The organism is Streptomyces lichenis, from assembly GCF_023218175.1.
Classification (GTDB): Bacteria; Actinomycetota; Actinomycetes; order Streptomycetales; family Streptomycetaceae; genus Streptomyces; species Streptomyces lichenis.
Map to the genome: position 1 here is coordinate 157658 of NZ_JALPTH010000008.1, position 18467 is coordinate 176124.

At 74.1% G+C, this 18467-nt stretch carries 13 protein-coding genes and 1 pseudogene; 5 read left to right on the forward strand and 9 right to left on the reverse strand.

The genetic code is table 11. From position 1 onward, the window contains the following. The first annotated feature begins 43 nt into the window (after nt 1-43). Entirely contained in the window at nt 44-2509 is a 2466-nt protein-coding gene (sftH, locus tag M1O15_RS11195) for a DEAD/DEAH box helicase (RefSeq protein ID WP_248633396.1), read from the forward strand. Nucleotides 2510-2749: 240 nt separating this feature from the next. Here sftH and M1O15_RS11200 read toward each other — a convergent pair. The 7 genes and pseudogenes from M1O15_RS11200 to ssd all read right to left on the reverse strand — a co-directional run. After that, a pseudogene (locus tag M1O15_RS11200) lies at nt 2750-3202 on the reverse strand (Rv3654c family TadE-like protein); the annotation flags it as partial. Continuing rightward, nucleotides 3094-3486 (reverse strand): TadE family type IV pilus minor pilin, encoded by a 393-nt coding sequence (locus tag M1O15_RS11205; RefSeq protein WP_248633397.1) that lies wholly within the window; start codon nt 3484-3486, stop codon nt 3094-3096. The pseudogene M1O15_RS11200 and the gene M1O15_RS11205, both read right to left, overlap by 109 nt. Beyond that, the gene (locus M1O15_RS11210; protein ID WP_248633496.1) at nt 3473-3685 is read right to left on the reverse strand and encodes a DUF4244 domain-containing protein; all 213 of its coding nucleotides are present in this window, start codon (nt 3683-3685) and stop codon (nt 3473-3475) included. Before M1O15_RS11210 ends, M1O15_RS11205 begins: the two co-directional genes overlap by 14 nt. Before the next feature lie 73 nt (nt 3686-3758). Next, nucleotides 3759-4541 (reverse strand): type II secretion system F family protein, encoded by a 783-nt coding sequence (locus tag M1O15_RS11215; protein WP_248633398.1) that lies wholly within the window; start codon nt 4539-4541, stop codon nt 3759-3761. Beyond that, entirely contained in the window at nt 4538-5386 is an 849-nt protein-coding gene (locus M1O15_RS11220; protein ID WP_248633497.1) for a type II secretion system F family protein, read from the reverse strand. Before M1O15_RS11220 ends, M1O15_RS11215 begins: the two co-directional genes overlap by 4 nt. Nucleotides 5387-5469: 83 nt before the next feature. Continuing rightward, nucleotides 5470-6621, reverse strand: a complete 1152-nt coding sequence (locus M1O15_RS11225) for a TadA family conjugal transfer-associated ATPase (protein WP_248633399.1) — start codon at nt 6619-6621, stop codon at nt 5470-5472. Further along, on the reverse strand, nt 6618-7727 hold the full coding sequence (ssd, locus tag M1O15_RS11230; RefSeq protein WP_248633400.1) for a septum site-determining protein Ssd: 1110 nt from the start codon (nt 7725-7727) through the stop codon (nt 6618-6620). Before ssd ends, M1O15_RS11225 begins: the two co-directional genes overlap by 4 nt. A 612-nt stretch (nt 7728-8339) precedes the next feature. On the opposite strand from ssd, the gene M1O15_RS11235 reads away from it, so the two are divergent. Further along, entirely contained in the window at nt 8340-9170 is an 831-nt protein-coding gene (locus tag M1O15_RS11235; RefSeq protein ID WP_248633402.1) for an HAD family hydrolase, read from the forward strand. Nucleotides 9171-9562: 392 nt separating this feature from the next. On the opposite strand, the gene M1O15_RS11240 is transcribed toward M1O15_RS11235, so the two are convergent. Further along, nucleotides 9563-10426, reverse strand: a complete 864-nt coding sequence (locus tag M1O15_RS11240; RefSeq protein WP_248633404.1) for a Fic family protein — start codon at nt 10424-10426, stop codon at nt 9563-9565. Nucleotides 10427-10612: 186 nt separating this feature from the next. Here M1O15_RS11240 and M1O15_RS11245 point away from each other — a divergent pair, with 186 nt between their 5' ends. Beyond that, nucleotides 10613-11662, forward strand: a complete 1050-nt coding sequence (locus tag M1O15_RS11245) for an ATP-binding protein (protein ID WP_248633406.1) — start codon at nt 10613-10615, stop codon at nt 11660-11662. Nucleotides 11663-11739: 77 nt separating this feature from the next. Here M1O15_RS11245 and M1O15_RS11250 read toward each other — a convergent pair whose 3' ends face one another. Then, nucleotides 11740-13038: a polysaccharide deacetylase family protein gene (locus tag M1O15_RS11250; protein WP_372499457.1), complete on the reverse strand. Its 1299-nt coding sequence runs from the start codon at nt 13036-13038 to the stop codon at nt 11740-11742. A gap of 488 nt (nt 13039-13526) precedes the next feature. Between M1O15_RS11250 and M1O15_RS11255 the strand changes: the two genes are divergently transcribed. After that, nucleotides 13527-16232 (forward strand): bifunctional SulP family inorganic anion transporter/carbonic anhydrase, encoded by a 2706-nt coding sequence (locus M1O15_RS11255; protein ID WP_248633409.1) that lies wholly within the window; start codon nt 13527-13529, stop codon nt 16230-16232. A gap of 259 nt (nt 16233-16491) precedes the next feature. After that, the gene (gene acs / locus M1O15_RS11260) at nt 16492-18447 is read left to right on the forward strand and encodes an acetate--CoA ligase (RefSeq protein ID WP_248633411.1); all 1956 of its coding nucleotides are present in this window, start codon (nt 16492-16494) and stop codon (nt 18445-18447) included. Nucleotides 18448-18467 lie beyond the last annotated feature (20 nt).

Sequence of the window (18467 nt, forward strand, 5' to 3'; positions counted from 1 at the left end):
TCGGATCTCCGGGACGGAGCCGGAGGGCGGATCGCCAGCCGCGATGGCATTCAATCACTTACCAACAGGCATGCACGACGCCTTGGGACCATTGTCCGTCACGCCGGTGACACACTCGGTGCCGATGGCCATGAATCACCGCCCCAGTCGACCCGCCGGGACCCGGGACCTCCGTCCCTCTCCCGGCGAGGTCCTCGACCGGCTCACCGCAGGGGTGAACCGGGCTACGCGCATCACTCATACGGAGCACCTGCCCCCGCGAACGGGTAGGCATGCCGTGTGGCCGGACCGCATCCGGGCCGAGGTGATCTCCGCCATCCGGGAGTGCGGGATCGCACACCCGTGGGCCCACCAGGCGGAAGCCGCGGAGCTCGCCCTGGACGGGCGGTCCGTGGTCATCGCGACCGGCACCGCCTCCGGCAAGTCGCTGGCGTATCTGGCGCCCGTCCTGTCCACGCTGCTGGACGGGTCCGAGGCGGCCAACGGCCGGGGCGCCACCGCGCTGTACCTGTCCCCCACCAAGGCGCTCGCCGCCGACCAGCGCCGCTCGGTGCGCTCGCTGGCCGCCCCGCTGGGCAACCGGATCCGGCCCGCGGTGTACGACGGGGACACCCCCGTCGAGGAGCGCGAGTGGGTGCGCCAGTACGCGAACTATGTGCTCACCAACCCCGACATGCTGCACCGGGGCATACTCCCGGCCCATCCCCGCTGGTCCTCCTTCCTGCGCTCCCTGCGCTATGTGGTGGTCGACGAGTGCCACACCTACCGCGGTGTCTTCGGCTCGCATGTCGCCCAGGTGCTGCGGCGGCTGCGGCGGGTGTGCGAGCGGTACGGCTCCTCTCCGGTCTTCCTGCTGGCCTCCGCCACCTCCGCCGAGCCGGGCGCCTCCGCCGGGCGGCTGACCGGGCTGCCGGTGACCGAGGTCGCCGACGACGCCTCCCCGCGCGGCGAGCTGGTCTTCGCCCTCTGGGAGCCGCCGCTCACCGAGCTGGAGGGCGAGCAGGGGGCGCCGGTACGGCGGACCGCCACCGCCGAGACCGCCGACCTGCTCACCGACCTGACCGTCCAGGGCGTGCGCTCGGTGGCGTTCGTCCGCTCCCGGCGCGGCGCCGAGCTGATCTCGGTGATAGCCAAGGAGCGACTGGCCGAGGTGGACCGCTCGCTGCCGCCGCGGGTGGCCGCCTACCGGGGCGGCTACCTCCCCGAGGAGCGCCGGGCCCTGGAGCGCGCCCTGCACTCCGGCGAACTGCTGGGCCTGGCCGCCACCACGGCCCTGGAGCTGGGCATCGACGTATCGGGCCTGGACGCCGTGGTGATCGCCGGCTATCCCGGCACCCGCGCCTCGCTGTGGCAGCAGGCCGGCCGGGCCGGGCGCGCCGGGCAGGGCGCCCTGGCGGTGCTGGTGGCCCGGGACGACCCGCTGGACACCTTCCTGGTGCACCACCCCGAGGCGCTGTTCCGCCGCCCCGTGGAGTCCACGGTGCTGGACCCGGACAACCCCTACGTCCTCGCCCCGCACCTGTGCGCGGCCGCCGCCGAGCTGCCGCTCACCGAGGCCGACCTGGCCCTCTTCGGCCCGGAGGCCACAGCCCTGCTGCCGCAGCTGGAGTCGGCCGGGCTGCTGCGTCGGCGGTCCTCCGGCTGGTACTGGACCCGCCGGGAGCGCGCCGCCGACCTGGCCGACATCCGCGGCGCGGGCGGCAGCCCGGTGCAGATCGTCGAGTCCGGTACGGGCAGGCTGCTCGGCACGGTGGACGAGGCCGCCTCGCACGCCGCGGTCCACGAGGGCGCCGTCCACCTCCACATGGGGCGCAGCTACCTGGTGCGGCGGCTGGACCTCAAGGAGTCCGTCGCGCTGGTGGAGGAGGCCAGTCCGCCGTACTCCACCACCGCCCGGGACACCACGGCCATCTCGGTGCTGGAGACCGACACCGAGGTCCCCTGGGGGGCCGGCCGGCTCTGCTACGGCTCGGTCGAGGTGACCAACCAGGTCGTCTCCTTCCTCCGCCGCCGGCTGATCACGGGTGAGGTACTGGGCGAGACCAGGCTCGACCTGCCGCCCCGGACCCTGCGCACCCGCGCGGTGTGGTGGACCGTCACCGAGGACCAGCTCGACGCCGCCCGGGTGAACCCGGAGCAGCTGGGCGGGGCCCTGCACGCCGCCGAACACGCCTCCATCGGCCTCCTTCCGCTCTTCGCCACCTGCGACCGCTGGGACATCGGCGGGGTCTCGGTGCCGCTGCACCCGGACACCCTGCTGCCGACGGTCTTCGTGTACGACGGCCATCCGGGTGGTGCCGGGTTCGCCGAGCGGGCCTTCCACACCGCCCGCGAGTGGCTGACCGCGACCCGTGACGCCATCGCCTCCTGCGAGTGCGAGGCCGGCTGCCCCTCCTGCATCCAGTCGCCCAAGTGCGGCAACGGCAACGAGCCCCTGCACAAGCGCGGCGCAGTCCGCCTCCTCACCGAACTCCTCCGTGAGGCTCCCGAGCCCCCGCCCGGAAGCTGACGACCGGAGACCCCGGCCCCGGCCGGGAGCCGGCCGCCGAGGCCCCGCCCGGGACGTGGCGACCGGAGGCCGTGGTCGGGAGCCGGCCACCGAAGGCCCCGCCCGGGGAGCGACATCCGGCGGCCTCGCCCGCGAACCGGCATCCGGCGGCCCCGCCCGCGAACCGGCATCCGGCGGCCCCGCCCGGGGACTGGCGTCCGGCGGCCCTGGTCGGGAGCCGGCCGCCGAAGGCCCCGCCCGGGAGGTGACGGCCGCGGCGTACGGCCCGAGGCGGGTCCGGGCCGCCACCTCGGCGACCTCACCGCTCAGGGCGCAGCGGACCAGCTCCGCCTCCTGAGCCGCCGCCACCCGCGCAGCGGCCGCGCAGGCCTCCGCACGGCCCCGCAGCGCCCGGTCCGCCGCCGCCAGGGCGGCCAGGTCCGCCGCGCCACCGGCCCGGTGCCGGGCGGCGACCACCTGGCCCAGGGCCAGCACGGCGGCGAAGACCGCGCAGAGCACGACGGCCGCGAACGCCGTCCACACGGTCGCCGAGCCACGGTCCGCCCCCGGACCGGCCGGCCGCCCATCACCCGGCCGCCGCGCGGTCACGGTGTCACCGGCCCGGTGTCCTCCGCCGCGGCGACGGCTTCCGCGCTCAGCCGCAGTGAGGCCAGGTCCGGCCCGGGAGCGGGCGCCGACACCCGTACCCGCCACAGATCGCCGCTCCGGCCCACCGCCACCCGGGCGCCCTTCGGTGCCGCGGACCTGGCGGCGGCCGCCACCGCCACCGAGGGCTCCGACCTGGCCGCCGCCCTCGCCCCCGCCCGGGCCGCGTCCACACACTGGATCTGCGCCGCCACCGCGGTGAGCGTCCACACCAGGGCCATGGTGAAGAACACCAGTGCCGGCAGGGCGACGGCCGCCTCCGCGGTGACATAGCCGCGGTCACCTCTCGACCCCTTCCCGGGGCTTCTCCCCGCCCGATCAGAACGAGGCATCGAGGGCCCTGCCGATTACCGAGCTCAACGCCTGCGACACCATGTCACTGGTGACGATCTTGTAGAGCACCGCCGCGAAGGCGCAGGCGGCGATCGTGCCCATCGCGTACTCCGACGTCGTCATGCCGCTGTCTCCGCTGTCCCTGCTGCCTCCGCGCACCCGGGCCACCAGGGCCCGGCTCCCGCGCACCGCAACCATCCACATCGCGCCCACCTCCATGGGTCGTACCGCCGTATCGCTGTCCATGCCTTCGCCGCCCGTCCCACGGGGCTCACATCAGGGAGCTCGCCAGCCCGATGACGACGGGGGCCACTCCGATCGCCAGGAACGCGGGCAGGAAGCACAGGCCCACCGGGGCCGTGATCAGCACCTGCGCCCGCTGTCCACGGGCCGCCGCGGCCCGGGCCTGCTCCGCCCGCAGTCCGGCCGCCAGCCGGGCGACCGCTTCCGCGGCGGGCGCGCCCGAGGCACCGGCCCGTTCCAGGGAGCGGGCGAGGGGTCGTGCGCCGGGCAGTTCACCGAAGCGCCCCCACACCTCGGCTGGTTCGCCGCCCAGCCGGAGCTCGGCCGCCGCGTGGGCGAGCCGGTCACCGACCGGGCCGCCCAGCGACCCGCCGACCGCCGCTGCGGCCTCCCGCGGCCCCGCCCCGGCGGCGAGGCAGGCCGCGAGGAGGTCCGCCACCAGGGGAAGTCCTCGTGCCGCCGCCTCCTGTTCCTCGGCGTCACCGTCCGCCCGCGGCCGACGCTGCCAGCGCCGTATCCCGTACGCGGCCGCCACCCCGACCGCACAGCCCGGCAGCCCGCCGACCAGCGCCCAGGCGGCCACCCCCGCCCCCAGCGGCGCCGCCTGGTGCAGAGCCCCGCGCAGGCGCCCCGACCACCATCCAGCCGAGGGCCGCCCGCTTCCCGGCCCCGAGGCGGCCCCGCCGAGACGGGCGAGCCGCCGCCGGACCTGGCGGCGGTGGCGGTGCGCGGTGAGGCTCCACCAGCCGCAGGCCGTCGCGGACAGCAACGCCGCCACCGTCAGCAGGCCGGACACCCGGTCGCCGCTCATGGCCCCACCGCCCCGCGCACCAGCCGCGCCGCCCAGTACAGTCCGGCGGCTTCCAGCAGACCGCCGACGACCAGGCAACCGAGGCCCGCCGGGGTGTGGAGCAGGACCCGCAGCGGATCCGCGCCCAGCGCGCAGCCCATCGCCAGGCCGGCCACCGGCAGCAGCGCCAGCAGGGTCGCTGTCGCCCAGGCCCCGGCCAGCTGGGCGCGCAACCGCTCCCGCTGGTCCCGGTGCTCCCGCAGGGCGGCCTCCAGCCGGTCCAGCCCGCCGGCGAGCCCGGCGCCGCCGTCCACCGCCACTTGCCAGCAGGCGGCCAGCCCGGCCAGCCCGTCGGCTCCCTCCCGGCGGGCGGCCTGCCGCAGGGTCTCGGGGACATCGCCGCCGAACCGCGCTGCCGCGAGCACCGCCGCCTCGTCGGGCCCCAGGGCCTCGGTCGCCCTGGCCGCCCAGCGCAGGGCGGCGGCCGGCTGGGCTCCCGCCCGTAGCTCGCCCGCGATCGCCCCGCACAGCGCCACCACCGCGTCCGCCCGCCGGTCCCGCATCCGGGCCCGGGCCCTGGCCCGCAACCGCCGTCCCACGAGCGGGACCGCGGCGGCACCGGCCAGGAGCGGGATCGGGGACTCCCCCGCCAACGCCAGGGTCGCGCCCAGCAGCAGGCACAGCCACTCAGGCCGGGCCCGCAGCACCGGCCACCAGCGCCGCCAGGCACCGGGCCAGGCGGCGGCAGAGGGCGCCCCCGGTCCGGCGAACAGCAGCCCGGCCCGCTTGCGTGCCCGGCCGCGGTCGAGCAGCAGCCAGGCGGCCGCGCCGGCGCACACCGCCGCGTACACCGATCTGTCCGGCACTCCCGTCCCGGAAGCCGCCCACGGCAGCCATCCGCCGGGAGGCCCCACCCCGCCGATCCCCTCCAGCACCGGCGCCGGTCCGCTCACCATGTGCCCTCACCCCCGAACAGCGACCGCAGCCGCTCCCAGCCGCGCTCCCGGCGGAACCCCTCGACCGTCCAGCTCAGCGCCGGGACGGTGGCCACCAGCCCGTACCGGTCGCGCTCCAGGACGTGCAGCTCGGCCACCCGCCGCCGCCCGTCCCGGCCGCGCACCATGTGCACCACGACCGCGAGTCCGGCCGCCAGCTGGCTGTGCAGCGCCGCGCGGTCCAGGCCGGCCGCCATGCCCAGGGCCTCCAAGCGGGCCGGCACATCGGCGGCGGTGTTGGCGTGCACCGTGCCGCAGCCGTCGTGGCCGGTGTTCAACGCGGCCAGCAGGTCCACCGCCTCTACCCCCCGCACCTCGCCGACCACCAGCCGGTCGGGCCGCATCCGCAGTGCCTGGCGCACCAGGTCCCGGAGGGTGACCAGTCCGGCGCCCTCCTGGTTCGGCGGACGGGCCTCCAGGCGCACGACATGCGGGTGGGCGGGGCGCAGTTCGGCGGAGTCCTCGGCCAGCACGATCCGCTCCCGCTCCCCCGCCAGCCCGAGCAGCGAGGCCAGCAGGGTCGTCTTGCCGGAGCCGGTGCCGCCGCTGACCAGATAGGAGACCCGGGCGTCGACCAGTGCCCGCAGATAGCGCTCGCCGCCGGGTGGCACCGTCCCCGCGGCGGACAGCTCCGCCAGGCTGAACGCCCTGGGGCGGACCACGCGGAGGGAGAGGCAGGTGCAGTCCACGGCCACCGGGGGCAGCACCGCGTGCATCCGGGTGCCGTCCGGCAGCCGGGCGTCCACCCAGGGCCGGGCGTCGTCCAGTCGCCGGCCCGCCGCACCGGCCAGCCGCCGGGCCAGGCCGCGTACCGCCGCCGCGTCCCGGAAGACCACCGCCGACAGCTCCAGTCCGGCGCCCCGGTCCACCCAGACCCGGTCCGGTGCCGACACCAGCACATCGGTCACCGCCGGATCGGCGAGCAGTGCCTCCAGCGGGCCGGTACCGACCAGTTCGCAGCGCAGTTCCTCCGCGGCGCCAAGCACCTCGGCATCGCCCAGCAGCCGGCCCTGGGCTCGGAGCGCGGCCGCCACACCCGCCGGTGTGGGGTCCGCGCCGCTCTCCACCAGCCGCTGCCGTACGGCGTCCAGCAGCGCGGCCGTCATGACCGGTCCTCCGCGGTGACGGCCCCGAGGGCACGCTCCCAGAAGGCCGAGCAGAACCGCCCCAGTGGGCTGCGGGCGCTGCCGCCCGGGGCCTCGCCCGCGTCCAGCGCGGCTCGCAGACCGGGCTCGACGGGCAGTTCACCGGCGAGCGGCAGCCCCAGGGCGCCCGCGACCCATTCCTCGTCCACCCCGGCGGCGTACGGCCCGCGCACCACCAGCCGCAGATCGCGCACCACCATCCCGGCCGGCGAGGCCACCCGCCGGGCGCCCGCGACGGCCCTCAGCCCGGCCGGGACGACGAGCAGCCCCAGATCGACCTGGGCCAGCGCCTCCGCCACCGTGTCGTCGATCCGGCGCGGCAGGTCCACGACCACCACGCCACCGCGTCTGCGCGCCGCCGCCAGCACCGAGCGCATCGCCTCCGGGACGACGGCCACCGTCTCGCCCCGGTCCCAGCTGAGCAGCCTCAGCCCGTGCAGCGCGGGCAGCGACTCCTCCAGGGCGCTCCCGGCCACCCGGCCCTTGGAGGCGGCGAAGTCGGGCCAGCGCATGCCCTGCGCCTGCTCCCCGCCGAGCAGCACATCCAGCCCGCCGCCCAGCGGATCGGCGTCCACCAGCATGGTGCGCCGGCCCTCCCGGGCCGCCGTGACCGCCAGGGCGCAGGCGAGGGTGGACGCCCCCGCACCGCCGCTGCCGCCGATCACCCCGATGGTCAGGGCCTGGCGCCCCACGCCCTCCACGCCGTCGGCGATCCGGTCGACCAGCCAGCTCTCGGCGTCCGGCAGCCGCAGCACGCAGTCCGCGCCGATCTCGACCGCGCGGCGCCACACTCCCGGGTCGTCCTGGTCCCGTCCGACGAGCAGCACCCCACTGCGCCGGGCCGCGCCCCGGCAGCGGTCCGCCGCGTCGTCGCCCACCAGCACCAGCGGCGCCGTGTCCCAGCTCGCCCGCCGCTCGGGAACCGAGTGGTACACCTCCGGATGGGCACCGGCGGCCGCGCACAGCCGCAGCAGATCGTCCAGCAGCTCGGCGTCCTCGGTCACGATCAGCGGTCCGGCCCGCCGCCGGTCGACCGCTTCCCCGCCGGCCGCCATGGTTCCGGCCATGGTCTCTCCCCCTTCGTCCGACGCCGTCCTCGTCCGGCGTCGCCTTCGTCCCGCATGCCTGTGTGCCTGCGTCCTGCGGCGTTGCGGCGCGCCCCGGTACGGCGCGCCCGGCTCCCTCGGCAGCGGCGGAGGGGCCCGAGATCCGGAAGGAGAGCGTCATTCCGCACGACACTCCTCCGGACATCGCGGATGCCGCGGACTTCGCTGCCGGAATCAGCGTGGGCGACCACCGGAAATAAAGTGGATCTTGGTCAATATCTGTGGACAACTCGACCGTTGTGAATATCCCGCTCACCCATACCAGGGACTTCCCCAGCGCAGCCCGGTGACTACACTGAGTGACGAAGTGGAGGGACGGGGCCGGTCGGCCCAGCAGCACGGGGGAGGCCCGGAATGAACGATCCAGAGCCGCACCAGAGGGCGCACATGTGCCCGGACATGCGACGACCCCCGCCGGGGGGGAGAGCGGGGGTCGTCTCTCCGGCCGACTCGGGGGGGGAGGAGCCGGACCGGGTTAGCACGGTCGCGAACGATCCGTGACTTCCATGGTGTACCCGAGAGCCTTCTCAGGCAAACCCACACGCCCCGGCGTACGCCGAATGGCGGCCACCTATGCTCAGGCCCGTGGAAAACCACTCCTCACCGCGCACCGCGGCCTTCTTCGACCTGGACAAGACGGTCATTGCGAAGTCATCGACGCTGACCTTCAGCAAGTCCTTCTACCAAGGCGGCCTGATCAACCGCCGAGCCGTACTGCGGACCGCCTATATCCAGTTCGTCTTCCTGGCCGGAGGCGCCGACCACGAGCAGATGGAGCGGATGCGCGCGTACCTCTCCGCGCTCTGCAAGGGGTGGGACGTCCAGCAGGTGCGGGAGCTGGTCGCCGAGACGCTGCACGACCTCATCGACCCGATCATCTACGACGAGGCGGCCTCCCTCATCGAGGAGCACCACGCCGCCGGCCGGGACGTGGTGATCGTCTCCACCTCGGGGGCCGAGGTGGTGGAACCCATCGGCGAACTCCTGGGCGCCGACCGGGTCGTGGCCACCCGGATGGTCGTCGGCGAGGACGGCTGCTTCACCGGGGAGGTGGAGTACTACGCCTACGGCCCGACGAAGGCGGAGGCCGTCAGGGAGCTGGCCGAGGCGGAGGGGTACGACCTGGACCGCTGCTACGCCTACAGCGACTCGGCCACCGACCTGCCGATGCTGGAGGCCGTCGGCCACCCGTACGCGGTCAACCCCGACCGCGCCCTGCGCCGGGCCGCGACCGCCCGGGACTGGCCGGTCCTGGTGTTCAACCGCCCGGTGCGCCTCAAGCAGCGGCTGCCCGCCTTCCGGCTGCCGCCGCGCCCGGCGCTGGTGGCCGCGGCGGCGGTCGGCGCCGCGGCCGCGACCGCCGGCCTGGTCTGGTACGCGGCCCGCAGGCGGACAGCCGTCTGACCCCCCGGCCCGCCCCTTGGCCCGCGCGTCCAGGGCCGGAATCCCCGCGCTCCGGGTCAGATCGCCAAAAACCGGAGCCAGGGGTTTCACATCGGGCGGGACGGTAGTACAAAGGAATCAACGGCCCGCGAGACCGAGGACATCCGAGAGGATCACCTGTTGAGCAAGAAGGCCCCACGGACCGAACAGCACGAAAGCTGAGCACCCACGCGACGTCGACCCGTCGATTACGGGCCAGCCGCACCAGGCCACGGGCGAAGTACCCGGCCTGATGGGCACATATCGAGGACGCTTGGTAACTCGGCAGACGTGCCAGCGGCGGTACCGATCCGGTACCGCCGCACCTCTGTCCGGACGCGGACAGCCTGCCTCTTCCCAGGGCAGGGCAGCGCTCAGGCGGCGCCGCGCTGCAGCGCCTCGCAGACCGCGGTGGACTCCCGGACCCCCAGCTCCACCGCCCGCCCGCAGTGCGCGATCCAGGCGCCCATCCCCTCCGGCGTACCCGAGAGATAGCCCTCCAGCGCCGCCAGGTACGCGGCCCGGCCCTGCTCCGCGTGGCCGACCTCGGCCGGGCAGATGGCCTTCGGGTCGAGGCCGCTGCCGATCAGCACGATCCGCTCGGCGGCCCGCGCCACCAGACCGCTGTAACTGGTGAAAGGCCGCAGCGCCAGCAGTTCCCCGTGCACCACGGCGGCGGTCACCAGCGCCGGAGCCTCGCCGCCTGCGACGATCAGCCCGGCCAGCCCCTCCAGCCGGCCGGCCACCTCGGCGGCGTCCGGCAGCGGGGCCTCGATCAGCGGTTCGTCGACCGCCTCCCCGGCCTGACGCGGGCGGCCCACCGAGCCCGCCGCGGGAGCGTCCGGCAGCACGGCCGGCCCGCCCGGGCCGGTCGCCGAGTCGGCGGCCGCCACCAGATGCAGACGCGCCAGCACCCGCATCGGGGACTGCCGCCAGATCGACAGCAACTGCCCGGCCTCGGCGCTCAGCCGGAGCGCCGCGCCGACGGTACGCGTCTGAGGGTCACCGCCGAAGTCGGTGCGCCGGCGCACCTCCTCCAGGGCCCAGTCCGCACCGGACAGCGCCGCCGAGGCGCGGGCGCCGCGGAGGGCCGCCTCGGAGGTCACCTCGTTGCTGCGGCGGCGCATCACCCGGTGCCCGTACACCCGGTCCACGGCCTTGCGAACCGAGTCGACGGCCTCCGGAACCCCGGGCAGCGAGGCCAGAGCGGCCAGCGGATCAGCGGCGTTGGTACTCATAGGCAGCGAGGCTACGCGCCCGCCGACCAGGCCTCTCACCGCCCTGCCAGACAGTGGCGATCGTCATATCGGCCGCCCCGGCAGCCGGGATCCGGATGCGTGACCGGAGACGTGATCCAGGCAGATTTCCCGCAAATCGACCGCACAGTGCGTCTGCCGCGCTACGGAGCGCTACGCTACTTGAACATGAAGATCGCTTTCGTTGGGAAGGGCGGCAGCGGCAAGACCACGCTGTCCTCGCTCTTCATCCGCCATCTCGCAGCCAAGGGCGCGCCGGTCATCGCGGTGGACGCCGACATCAACCAGCACCTGGGCGTCGCGCTCGGACTCGACGAGTCCGCAGCGGCGGCCGTACCGCCGATGGGGGCGCAGCTGCCGCTCATCAAGGACCACCTGCGGGGCTCCAACCCGCGGATCGCCTCCGCCGAGGCGATGATCAAGACCACTCCGCCCGGCGAGGGCTCCCGGCTGCTGCGGGTACGGGAGGAGAACCCGGTCTACGCGGCCTGCGCGCGGCCGGTACGCCTGGACGACGGCGAGGTCACCCTGATGGCGACCGGGCCGTTCACCGAGTCGGACCTCGGGGTGGCCTGCTACCACTCGAAGGTCGGCGCGGTCGAGCTCTGCCTGAACCACCTGGTCGACGGGGCGGACGAGTACGTGGTGGTCGACATGACGGCGGGCTCGGACTCGTTCGCGTCCGGGATGTTCACCCGTTTCGACATGACCTTCCTGGTCGCCGAGCCGACCCGCAAGGGGGTCTCCGTCTACCGCCAGTACAAGGAGTACGCCCGGGACTACGGCGTCGCGTTGCGGGTGGTGGGCAACAAGGTGCAGGGCGGGGACGACGTGGAGTTCCTGCGGGCGGAGGTGGGCGACGACCTGCTGGTCACGGTCGGCCACTCGGACTGGGTACGGGCCATGGAGAAGGGCCGCCCCACACCGTTCGCCCAGCTGGCGGAGGCGGACCGGCGGGCACTGGGCACGCTCCAGGAGGTGGCGGACGCCTCGTACCACTCCCGGGACTGGGAGCGGTACACCCGGCAGATGGTCCACTTCCATCTGCGGAACGCGGAGAGCTGGGGCAACGCCAGGACCGGGACCGACCTGGCGGCGCAGGTCGATCCCGGCTTCGTCCTCCACGAGGGGCTGACCACGGGCTCCGGGCAGCCGGTCGGCGAACAGCGGGAAGGCGCCGTTCCGGCGGGAGCGACCTCCGCCGCCCAATCCGACTGAACACCCTGCTTCCCTGACAGGCCGTCGGCTCGGCGGCCTGTCAGGGTGAGCGCCTACTCAGCCCTTCTGGCAGCGGGTCAGCCCTCCTGGCGGGCGGGCTGGGCCTGTCCGGCCGGGCGGGCGGCGGCGGACGGCGCCGCGCCGGACGGCCGGGCCGAGGCCGGCGGCTGGGCGGCCAGGAACGCCGGCCAGCCGGCCTTCGGGGCCTCACCGACCTTGAGGGTCCGCAGCTTCGCCAACGCCGCCGGGTCCTGGGCATCCAGCCAGTCGGCCAGCTGACGGAACGACACGCAGCGGACCTCGCTCTTGCCGCAGACCTTGGCGATGGTCTCCTCGATCGCCCGCATATACGTCTGGCCGTTCCAGGACTCGAAGTGGTTGCCGATCACCAGGGGCGCCCGGTTGCCCTCGTAGGCCCGGTCGAAGGCCTCCAGCATCCCGTCCCGGAACTGGTCGCCCCACTCCTGGTGCATCGAGGGGTCGCCCTTGGTCGTGCCGGACTGGTTCACCATGAAGTTGTAGTCCATGGAGAGCGTCTCGAAGGCGCGCCCGGGGACCGGGATCATCTGGAGCGACAGGTCCCACAGCCCGTGGTCCTTGCCCGGCCAGACCTGGTTGTTGACGCCGCTGGTGTCATAGCGCCAGCCCAGGTCGCTCGCCGCGCGGACGAAGTTGGTGCGGCCCTCCAGGCAGGGGGTGCGGGCCCCGATCAGCTCCTTCTCGTAGTCGAAGGGCAGCGGGTTCTCGGCGTTCAGGCCGGAGTTGGTCTTCCACTTCTTCACGAACGCCTTGGCCTGCGCGATCTCGCTCTTCCAGTCCTCGACGGACCAGGTGCCGACACCGCTCTCCGGGCCGCAGAAGTGGCCGTTGAAGTGGGTGCCGATCTCGTTGCCCTCCTGCCAGGCGCCGCGCAGCTCCCGCACGGTGGCCCGGATGCCCTCGGTGTCGTTGAAGCCGATGTCGGAGCGGCCGGGCGAGTGGCCGGGCGCGTCGTAGAGGGTGGACTTGTCCTCCGGCAGCAGATAGACGCCGCTGAGGAAGTAGGTCATGGTCGCGCCGTGCTTCCGGCCGACCTGGCGGAAGTGCGAGAAGAGCTTCTGGCTGTCCTCACCGGCCCCGTCCCAGGAGAAGACGACGAACTGGGGCGGCTTCTGACCGGGCTTCAGGCGCTCGGGCCTGCGCAGCCCGGGCTGGATGCCGGTGAACGCGGTCGAGCCGTCGCCGATCAGCCGGACGACGCTCTTGGGGGGCGCGGCCTTCTTGGGGCCGGCAGCGCCCTCGGTGGCGGCGCCGCCGAGGGCGCTGCAGCCGGCCAGGCCTGCGGTCAGCGCCACGGTGATCGCGCCGGCAGTGATCCTCTTCGTGGCGGCCATGATCCGCCCACCCTTCTTGGTCCTGGAGGTCCCCCCGAGCGCCGCCACCGTCACACCCGAAACGAAGAGAAGAAAATATGACAAGCCGTACTAGACGTACCAATCACTGCATCGGGTGAAAGTAACGCCCAAACGCCTCGAAAAAATTGTCGGAGTCTTTACTCTCCATTACTTTCTATTTACGCAGAGTTTGACGTCGAGCCCGTAACCGCAGCAACGCGGCGGACCGGGTCGGCTCCCACGCTGTGCTCCCCCACACCCGAGCCGATCCGGAGGAGACGGAAGCCATGACCGTCTGCACCTCGGCTCGGACCGACCACACCGGACGGTCCGAGCCCACCTCTCCCCCTTCACGCGGCACCCGTTTCCGACGGACCCACCGCCGTTCGGGCCCGGGGGAGGAAGGCGGCTCCGGTCGGCGGGGTGACGGCCGGTCCGGCGGGGGCGGCCTACGGGGGCGGTACGGCCGTCCCGGCGGCGGTGGCCGGCGCGTGCACGTCCGGGGCGTCGATGTGTCCGCCTCCATCGCCGTCTTCCTCATCGCGCTGCCGCTCTCCCTCGGTATCGCGCTCGCCACCAGCGCCCCGCTCCAGGCCGGTCTGGTGGCGGCGGCCGCGGGCGGCCTGGTGGCCGGGCGGCTCGGCGGCTCACCCCTCCAGGTCAGCGGGCCGGCGGCCGGACTGACCCTGGTCACGGCCGACCTGATCCAGAGGTTCGGCTGGCGCACCACCTGCGCCATCACCGTGCTCGCCGGTCTCGCCCAGCTCGGGCTGTCCCTGCTGCGGGTGGCCCGGTCGGCCCTCGCCGTCTCCCCGGCGATCGTGCACGGCATGCTGGCCGGGATCGGGGTCACCATCGCCCTCGCCCAGCTGCACGTGGTGCTCGGCGGCACCCCGCAGAGCTCGGCCGTGGCCAACGTCCTGGGCCTGCCCGCCCAGCTGGCCGACCTGCATCCGGCGGCCCTCTCCGTCAGCCTGGTCACCATCGCCGTGCTCCTGCTGTGGCCACGGCTCGGCGGCCGGATCGGGCACGCCCTGCGCAAGGCCCCGGCCGCACTGGTCGCCGTCGGCGCCGCCACCCTGCTCGCCGTGCTCGGCGGGATCGCCGTCCCCCGGGTGGAGCTGCCGTCCTGGTCCAGCCACGCCCTGCCCGGGCTCCCGGAGGGCCCGGTGCTCGGCATCGCCACGGGCGTGCTGACCATCACCCTGGTGACCAGCGTCCAGTCGCTGCTGTCGGCCGTCGCCGTCGACAAGCTGGTCGCCGCCCGGCCGGACCCGGCCACCCATGTCCCGCGCTCCGACCTGGACCGGGAGCTGGCCGGCCAGGGCGCGGCCAACATCCTCTCCGGCGCCCTCGGGGGCCTGCCCGTCGCCGGGGTCGCGGTGCGCAGCGTGGCCAATGTGTCGGCGGGGGCGATGAGCCGCCACTCCACGATGCTCCACGGGCTGTGGATCGTGCTGGCGGCCCTCGTCCTCGTCCCCGTGCTGGATCTGATCCCGCTGCCGGCGCTCGCCGCGCTCGTCATGGTCATCGGCGTGCAGATGGTCAGCATCACCCGGATCCGCACCGTCACCCGACACCGCGAGGCGCTGGTGTACGCGGTGACGGTGAGCGGGGTCGTGCTCATCGGCATCCTGGAGGGCGTGGCCCTCGGCATCCTGGTCGCCGGCGGCACCGCCATGCACCGGCTGACCCACACCCGGATCACCCGGGAGACGGAGGACGGCCTCCAGCGGGTACGGGTGCGGGGCCAGCTGACCTTCCTGGCCGTGCCCCGCCTGAGCCGCGCCCTGCACCAGATCCCGCACGGGGCACGGGTGGTGGTCGAGCTGGACGGGTCCTTCATGGACCACGCCGCCTATGAGGCCCTCCAGGACTGGCAGACCGCCCACACCGCCCGGGGCGGCCGAGTGGAGATGACGGGCCGGGCGGGGGTACGGATCGGTGAGCGGTCCGGCCGGTCCGTCCGGTCCACGTGCTGCCGGCCATGGACGCCCTGGCGCAACCACCACTGCGGCACCCACCCGGCCTCCGCGCCCGAGGAGACCGGCGGCGGTGGCCGGGCCACCGGGCAGACCGGCGGCGGTGGCTACCAACTCGCCAGCGGGATCAGCTCGTTCCAGCGCGACACGGCTCCGCTGGTACGCGAGGAGCTGGCCCGGCTGGCCCGGGAGGGGCAGCGGCCCTCGCAGCTCTTCCTCACCTGCTCCGACTCCCGGGTGGTGACCAGCATGATCACCGCGAGCGGCCCGGGCGACCTGTTCACCGTGCGCAACGTGGGCAACCTGGTGCCACCGCCCGGCCGCGCGAGCGGTGACGAAAGCGGCGACGACTCGGTCGCCGCGGCCATCGAGTACGCGGTGGATGTGCTGCACGTCCAGTCGATCACCATCTGCGGCCACTCGGGCTGCGGCGCCATGCAGGCCCTGCTCGACGCCGACGGCGACGCGAACGGCACCCCGGCGGCGGACGGCGACGCGGACGGCAACGCGGTGGGGGGCGGCGACTGGGCAGGGGACGGTGCCCCGGCGGCGGGCACCACGCCGCTGGGTCGCTGGCTGCGGCACGGCAAGCCCAGCCTGCTCCGGCTGAGGGACGGCCACCGCGCCGGAGTCCGGCTCGCGGGCCGGCAACCGGCCGACGCGGTCGAGCAGCTCTGCCTGACCAACGTGGTCCAGCAACTGGAGCATCTGCGGGCCCACCCCTCGGTGGCCCGAGGTCTGGCCCTGGGCACGCTGGAGCTGCATGGGATGTACTTCCACGTGGGCGAGGCCCAGGCCTACCTCCTGACGGGCGACCAGGTCCGTGGCGAGGGCACGGAGGAAGCGGTGGCGGTGGGGGCCGTGCCGACGGGGGCTGTGATGGGGGACGCGGTGCCGAGGGACGCGGTGCCGGCGGAGGCGGTCTCGTCGGCGCACACGGGCGGCGCCCCGGCGACGAGCGGAGCGGAACCGCACAGCCCCCGGCCGCCGCACCCGGAGGCGCGCGACGATTCCCGCCCACCGCGACCGGACGCAGATGAAGACATGCGAGGCGAGGGCACGCGGGGCACGGACATGCGGCCCCTGGGCCGAGAACCGGACCGGGCACCGGACCAGGCGCCGGACCAGGGGCATCTGTTCGACCGGATCACCGCCTCCTCTCCACCCACCACCCAGCCCTCCTCTCCGCGAGGGCGGGTGACGCACTCGAACTGACGTATCCGTGAACCGGGGTCCGGTGGGCCCCGTGAACAGGGGAGGCGGCCTCCTCCGTCCACCGCCCGGGAGGAGGGGGTCGCCGTCCGGGGGCCGGGGCCACCCGTGCGGGTGGCGGGCCGTACAGGCGTCCCCTCACCACCCCCCGCCGACTCCAAAAAGGTCTAAACCAATTCACGGGGGGCTCTTGTCACCCGGGGCTTTCGGCTGATGAGCTATGGGCTGGGACACATAGGACGCCCTGAGAACGGGAGATGTCGTGAGCAACGAAAGCCTGGCCAACCTCCTCAAGGAGGAACGGCGGTTCGCGCCGCCCGCCGAGCTGGCCGCGCACGCCAATGTGAAGGCGGACGCGTACGAGCAGGCCACGGCGGACCGGCTCGGCTTCTGGGCCGAGCAGGCGCGTCGCCTCAGCTGGGAGACCGAGCCGACCGAGACCCTGGACTGGTCGAACCCGCCGTTCGCCAAGTGGTTCGCCGACGGCCGGCTGAACGTGGCGTACAACTGCGTCGACCGGCACGTCGAAGCCGGGCACGGCGACCGGGTCGCCATCCACTTCGAAGGCGAGCCGGGTGACAGCCGGGCCCTCACCTACGCCGAGCTGAAGGACGAGGTCTCCCGGGCGGCCAACGCGCTGACCGAGCTCGGCGTCCGCAAGGGCGACCGGGTCGCGGTGTATCTGCCGATGATCCCGGAGGCCGCCGTCGCCATGCTGGCCTGCGCCCGCATCGGCGCCGCGCACTCGGTGGTCTTCGGCGGCTTCTCCGCCGACGCCGTCGCCTCCCGCATCCAGGACGCGGACGCCAAGCTGGTCATCACCGCCGACGGCGGCTACCGGCGCGGCAAGCCGTCCGCGCTCAAGCCCGCCATCGACGAGGCCGTGGCCAAGTGCCCGCAGGTCGAGCACGTGCTGGTGGTGCGCCGCACCGGGCAGGACACCGCGTTCACCGAGGGCCGGGACGTGTGGTGGCACGAGGCCGTGGGCCGCCAGTCCGCCGAGCACACCCCGGAGGCGTTCGAGGCCGAGCACCCGCTGTTCATCCTCTACACCTCCGGCACCACCGGGAAGCCCAAGGGCATCCTGCACACCTCCGGCGGCTACCTCACCCAGGCCGCCTACACCCACCACGCGGTCTTCGACCTCAAGCCGGAGACCGACGTCTACTGGTGCACCGCCGACATCGGCTGGGTCACCGGCCACTCGTACATCGTGTACGGGCCGCTGGCCAACGGCGCCACCCAGGTGATGTACGAGGGCACCCCGGACACCCCGCACCAGGGCCGGTTCTGGGAGATCGTGCAGAAGTACGGCGTCACCATCCTCTACACCGCGCCGACCGCGATCCGCACCTTCATGAAGTGGGGTGACGACATCCCGGCCAAGTTCGACCTGTCCAGCCTCCGGGTGCTGGGCTCGGTCGGCGAGCCGATCAACCCCGAGGCCTGGATCTGGTACCGGGAGAACATCGGTGCCGGAAAGACCCCGATCGTGGACACCTGGTGGCAGACCGAGACCGGCGCCATGATGATCTCGCCGCTGCCGGGGGTCACCGAGACCAAGCCGGGCTCCGCCCAGCGCGCCCTGCCGGGCATCTCGGCCACCGTCGTGGACGACGACGCCAACGAGGTGCCCGACGGAGGCGGCGGCTACCTGGTCCTCACCGAGCCGTGGCCGTCCATGCTCCGCACCATCTGGGGCGACGACCAGCGGTTCATCGACACCTACTGGTCGCGCTTCGAGGGCAGGTACTTCGCCGGCGACGGGGCCAAGAAGGACGAGGACGGCGACATCTGGCTGCTCGGCCGGGTGGACGACGTGATGCTGGTCTCCGGCCACAACATCTCCACCACCGAGGTCGAGTCCGCGCTCGTCTCGCACCCCAAGGTGGCCGAGGCGGCGGTCGTCGGCGCCGTGGACGAGACCACCGGCCAGGCGATCGTGGCCTTCGTCATCCTGCGCGGCACGGCCAGCGAGGACGAGTCCCTGGTGGCCGAGCTGCGCAACCACGTGGGCGCCACCCTCGGCCCCATCGCCAAGCCCAAGCGGGTCCTGCCGGTCGCCGAGCTGCCCAAGACCCGCTCCGGCAAGATCATGCGCCGGCTGCTGCGGGACGTGGCGGAGAACCGCCAGCTCGGTGACGTCACCACGCTCACCGACTCCTCCGTCATGGACCTCATCCAGTCCAAGCTGCCGAGCGCCTCCAGCGACGACTGACGGACGAGGACCGCCCAGAA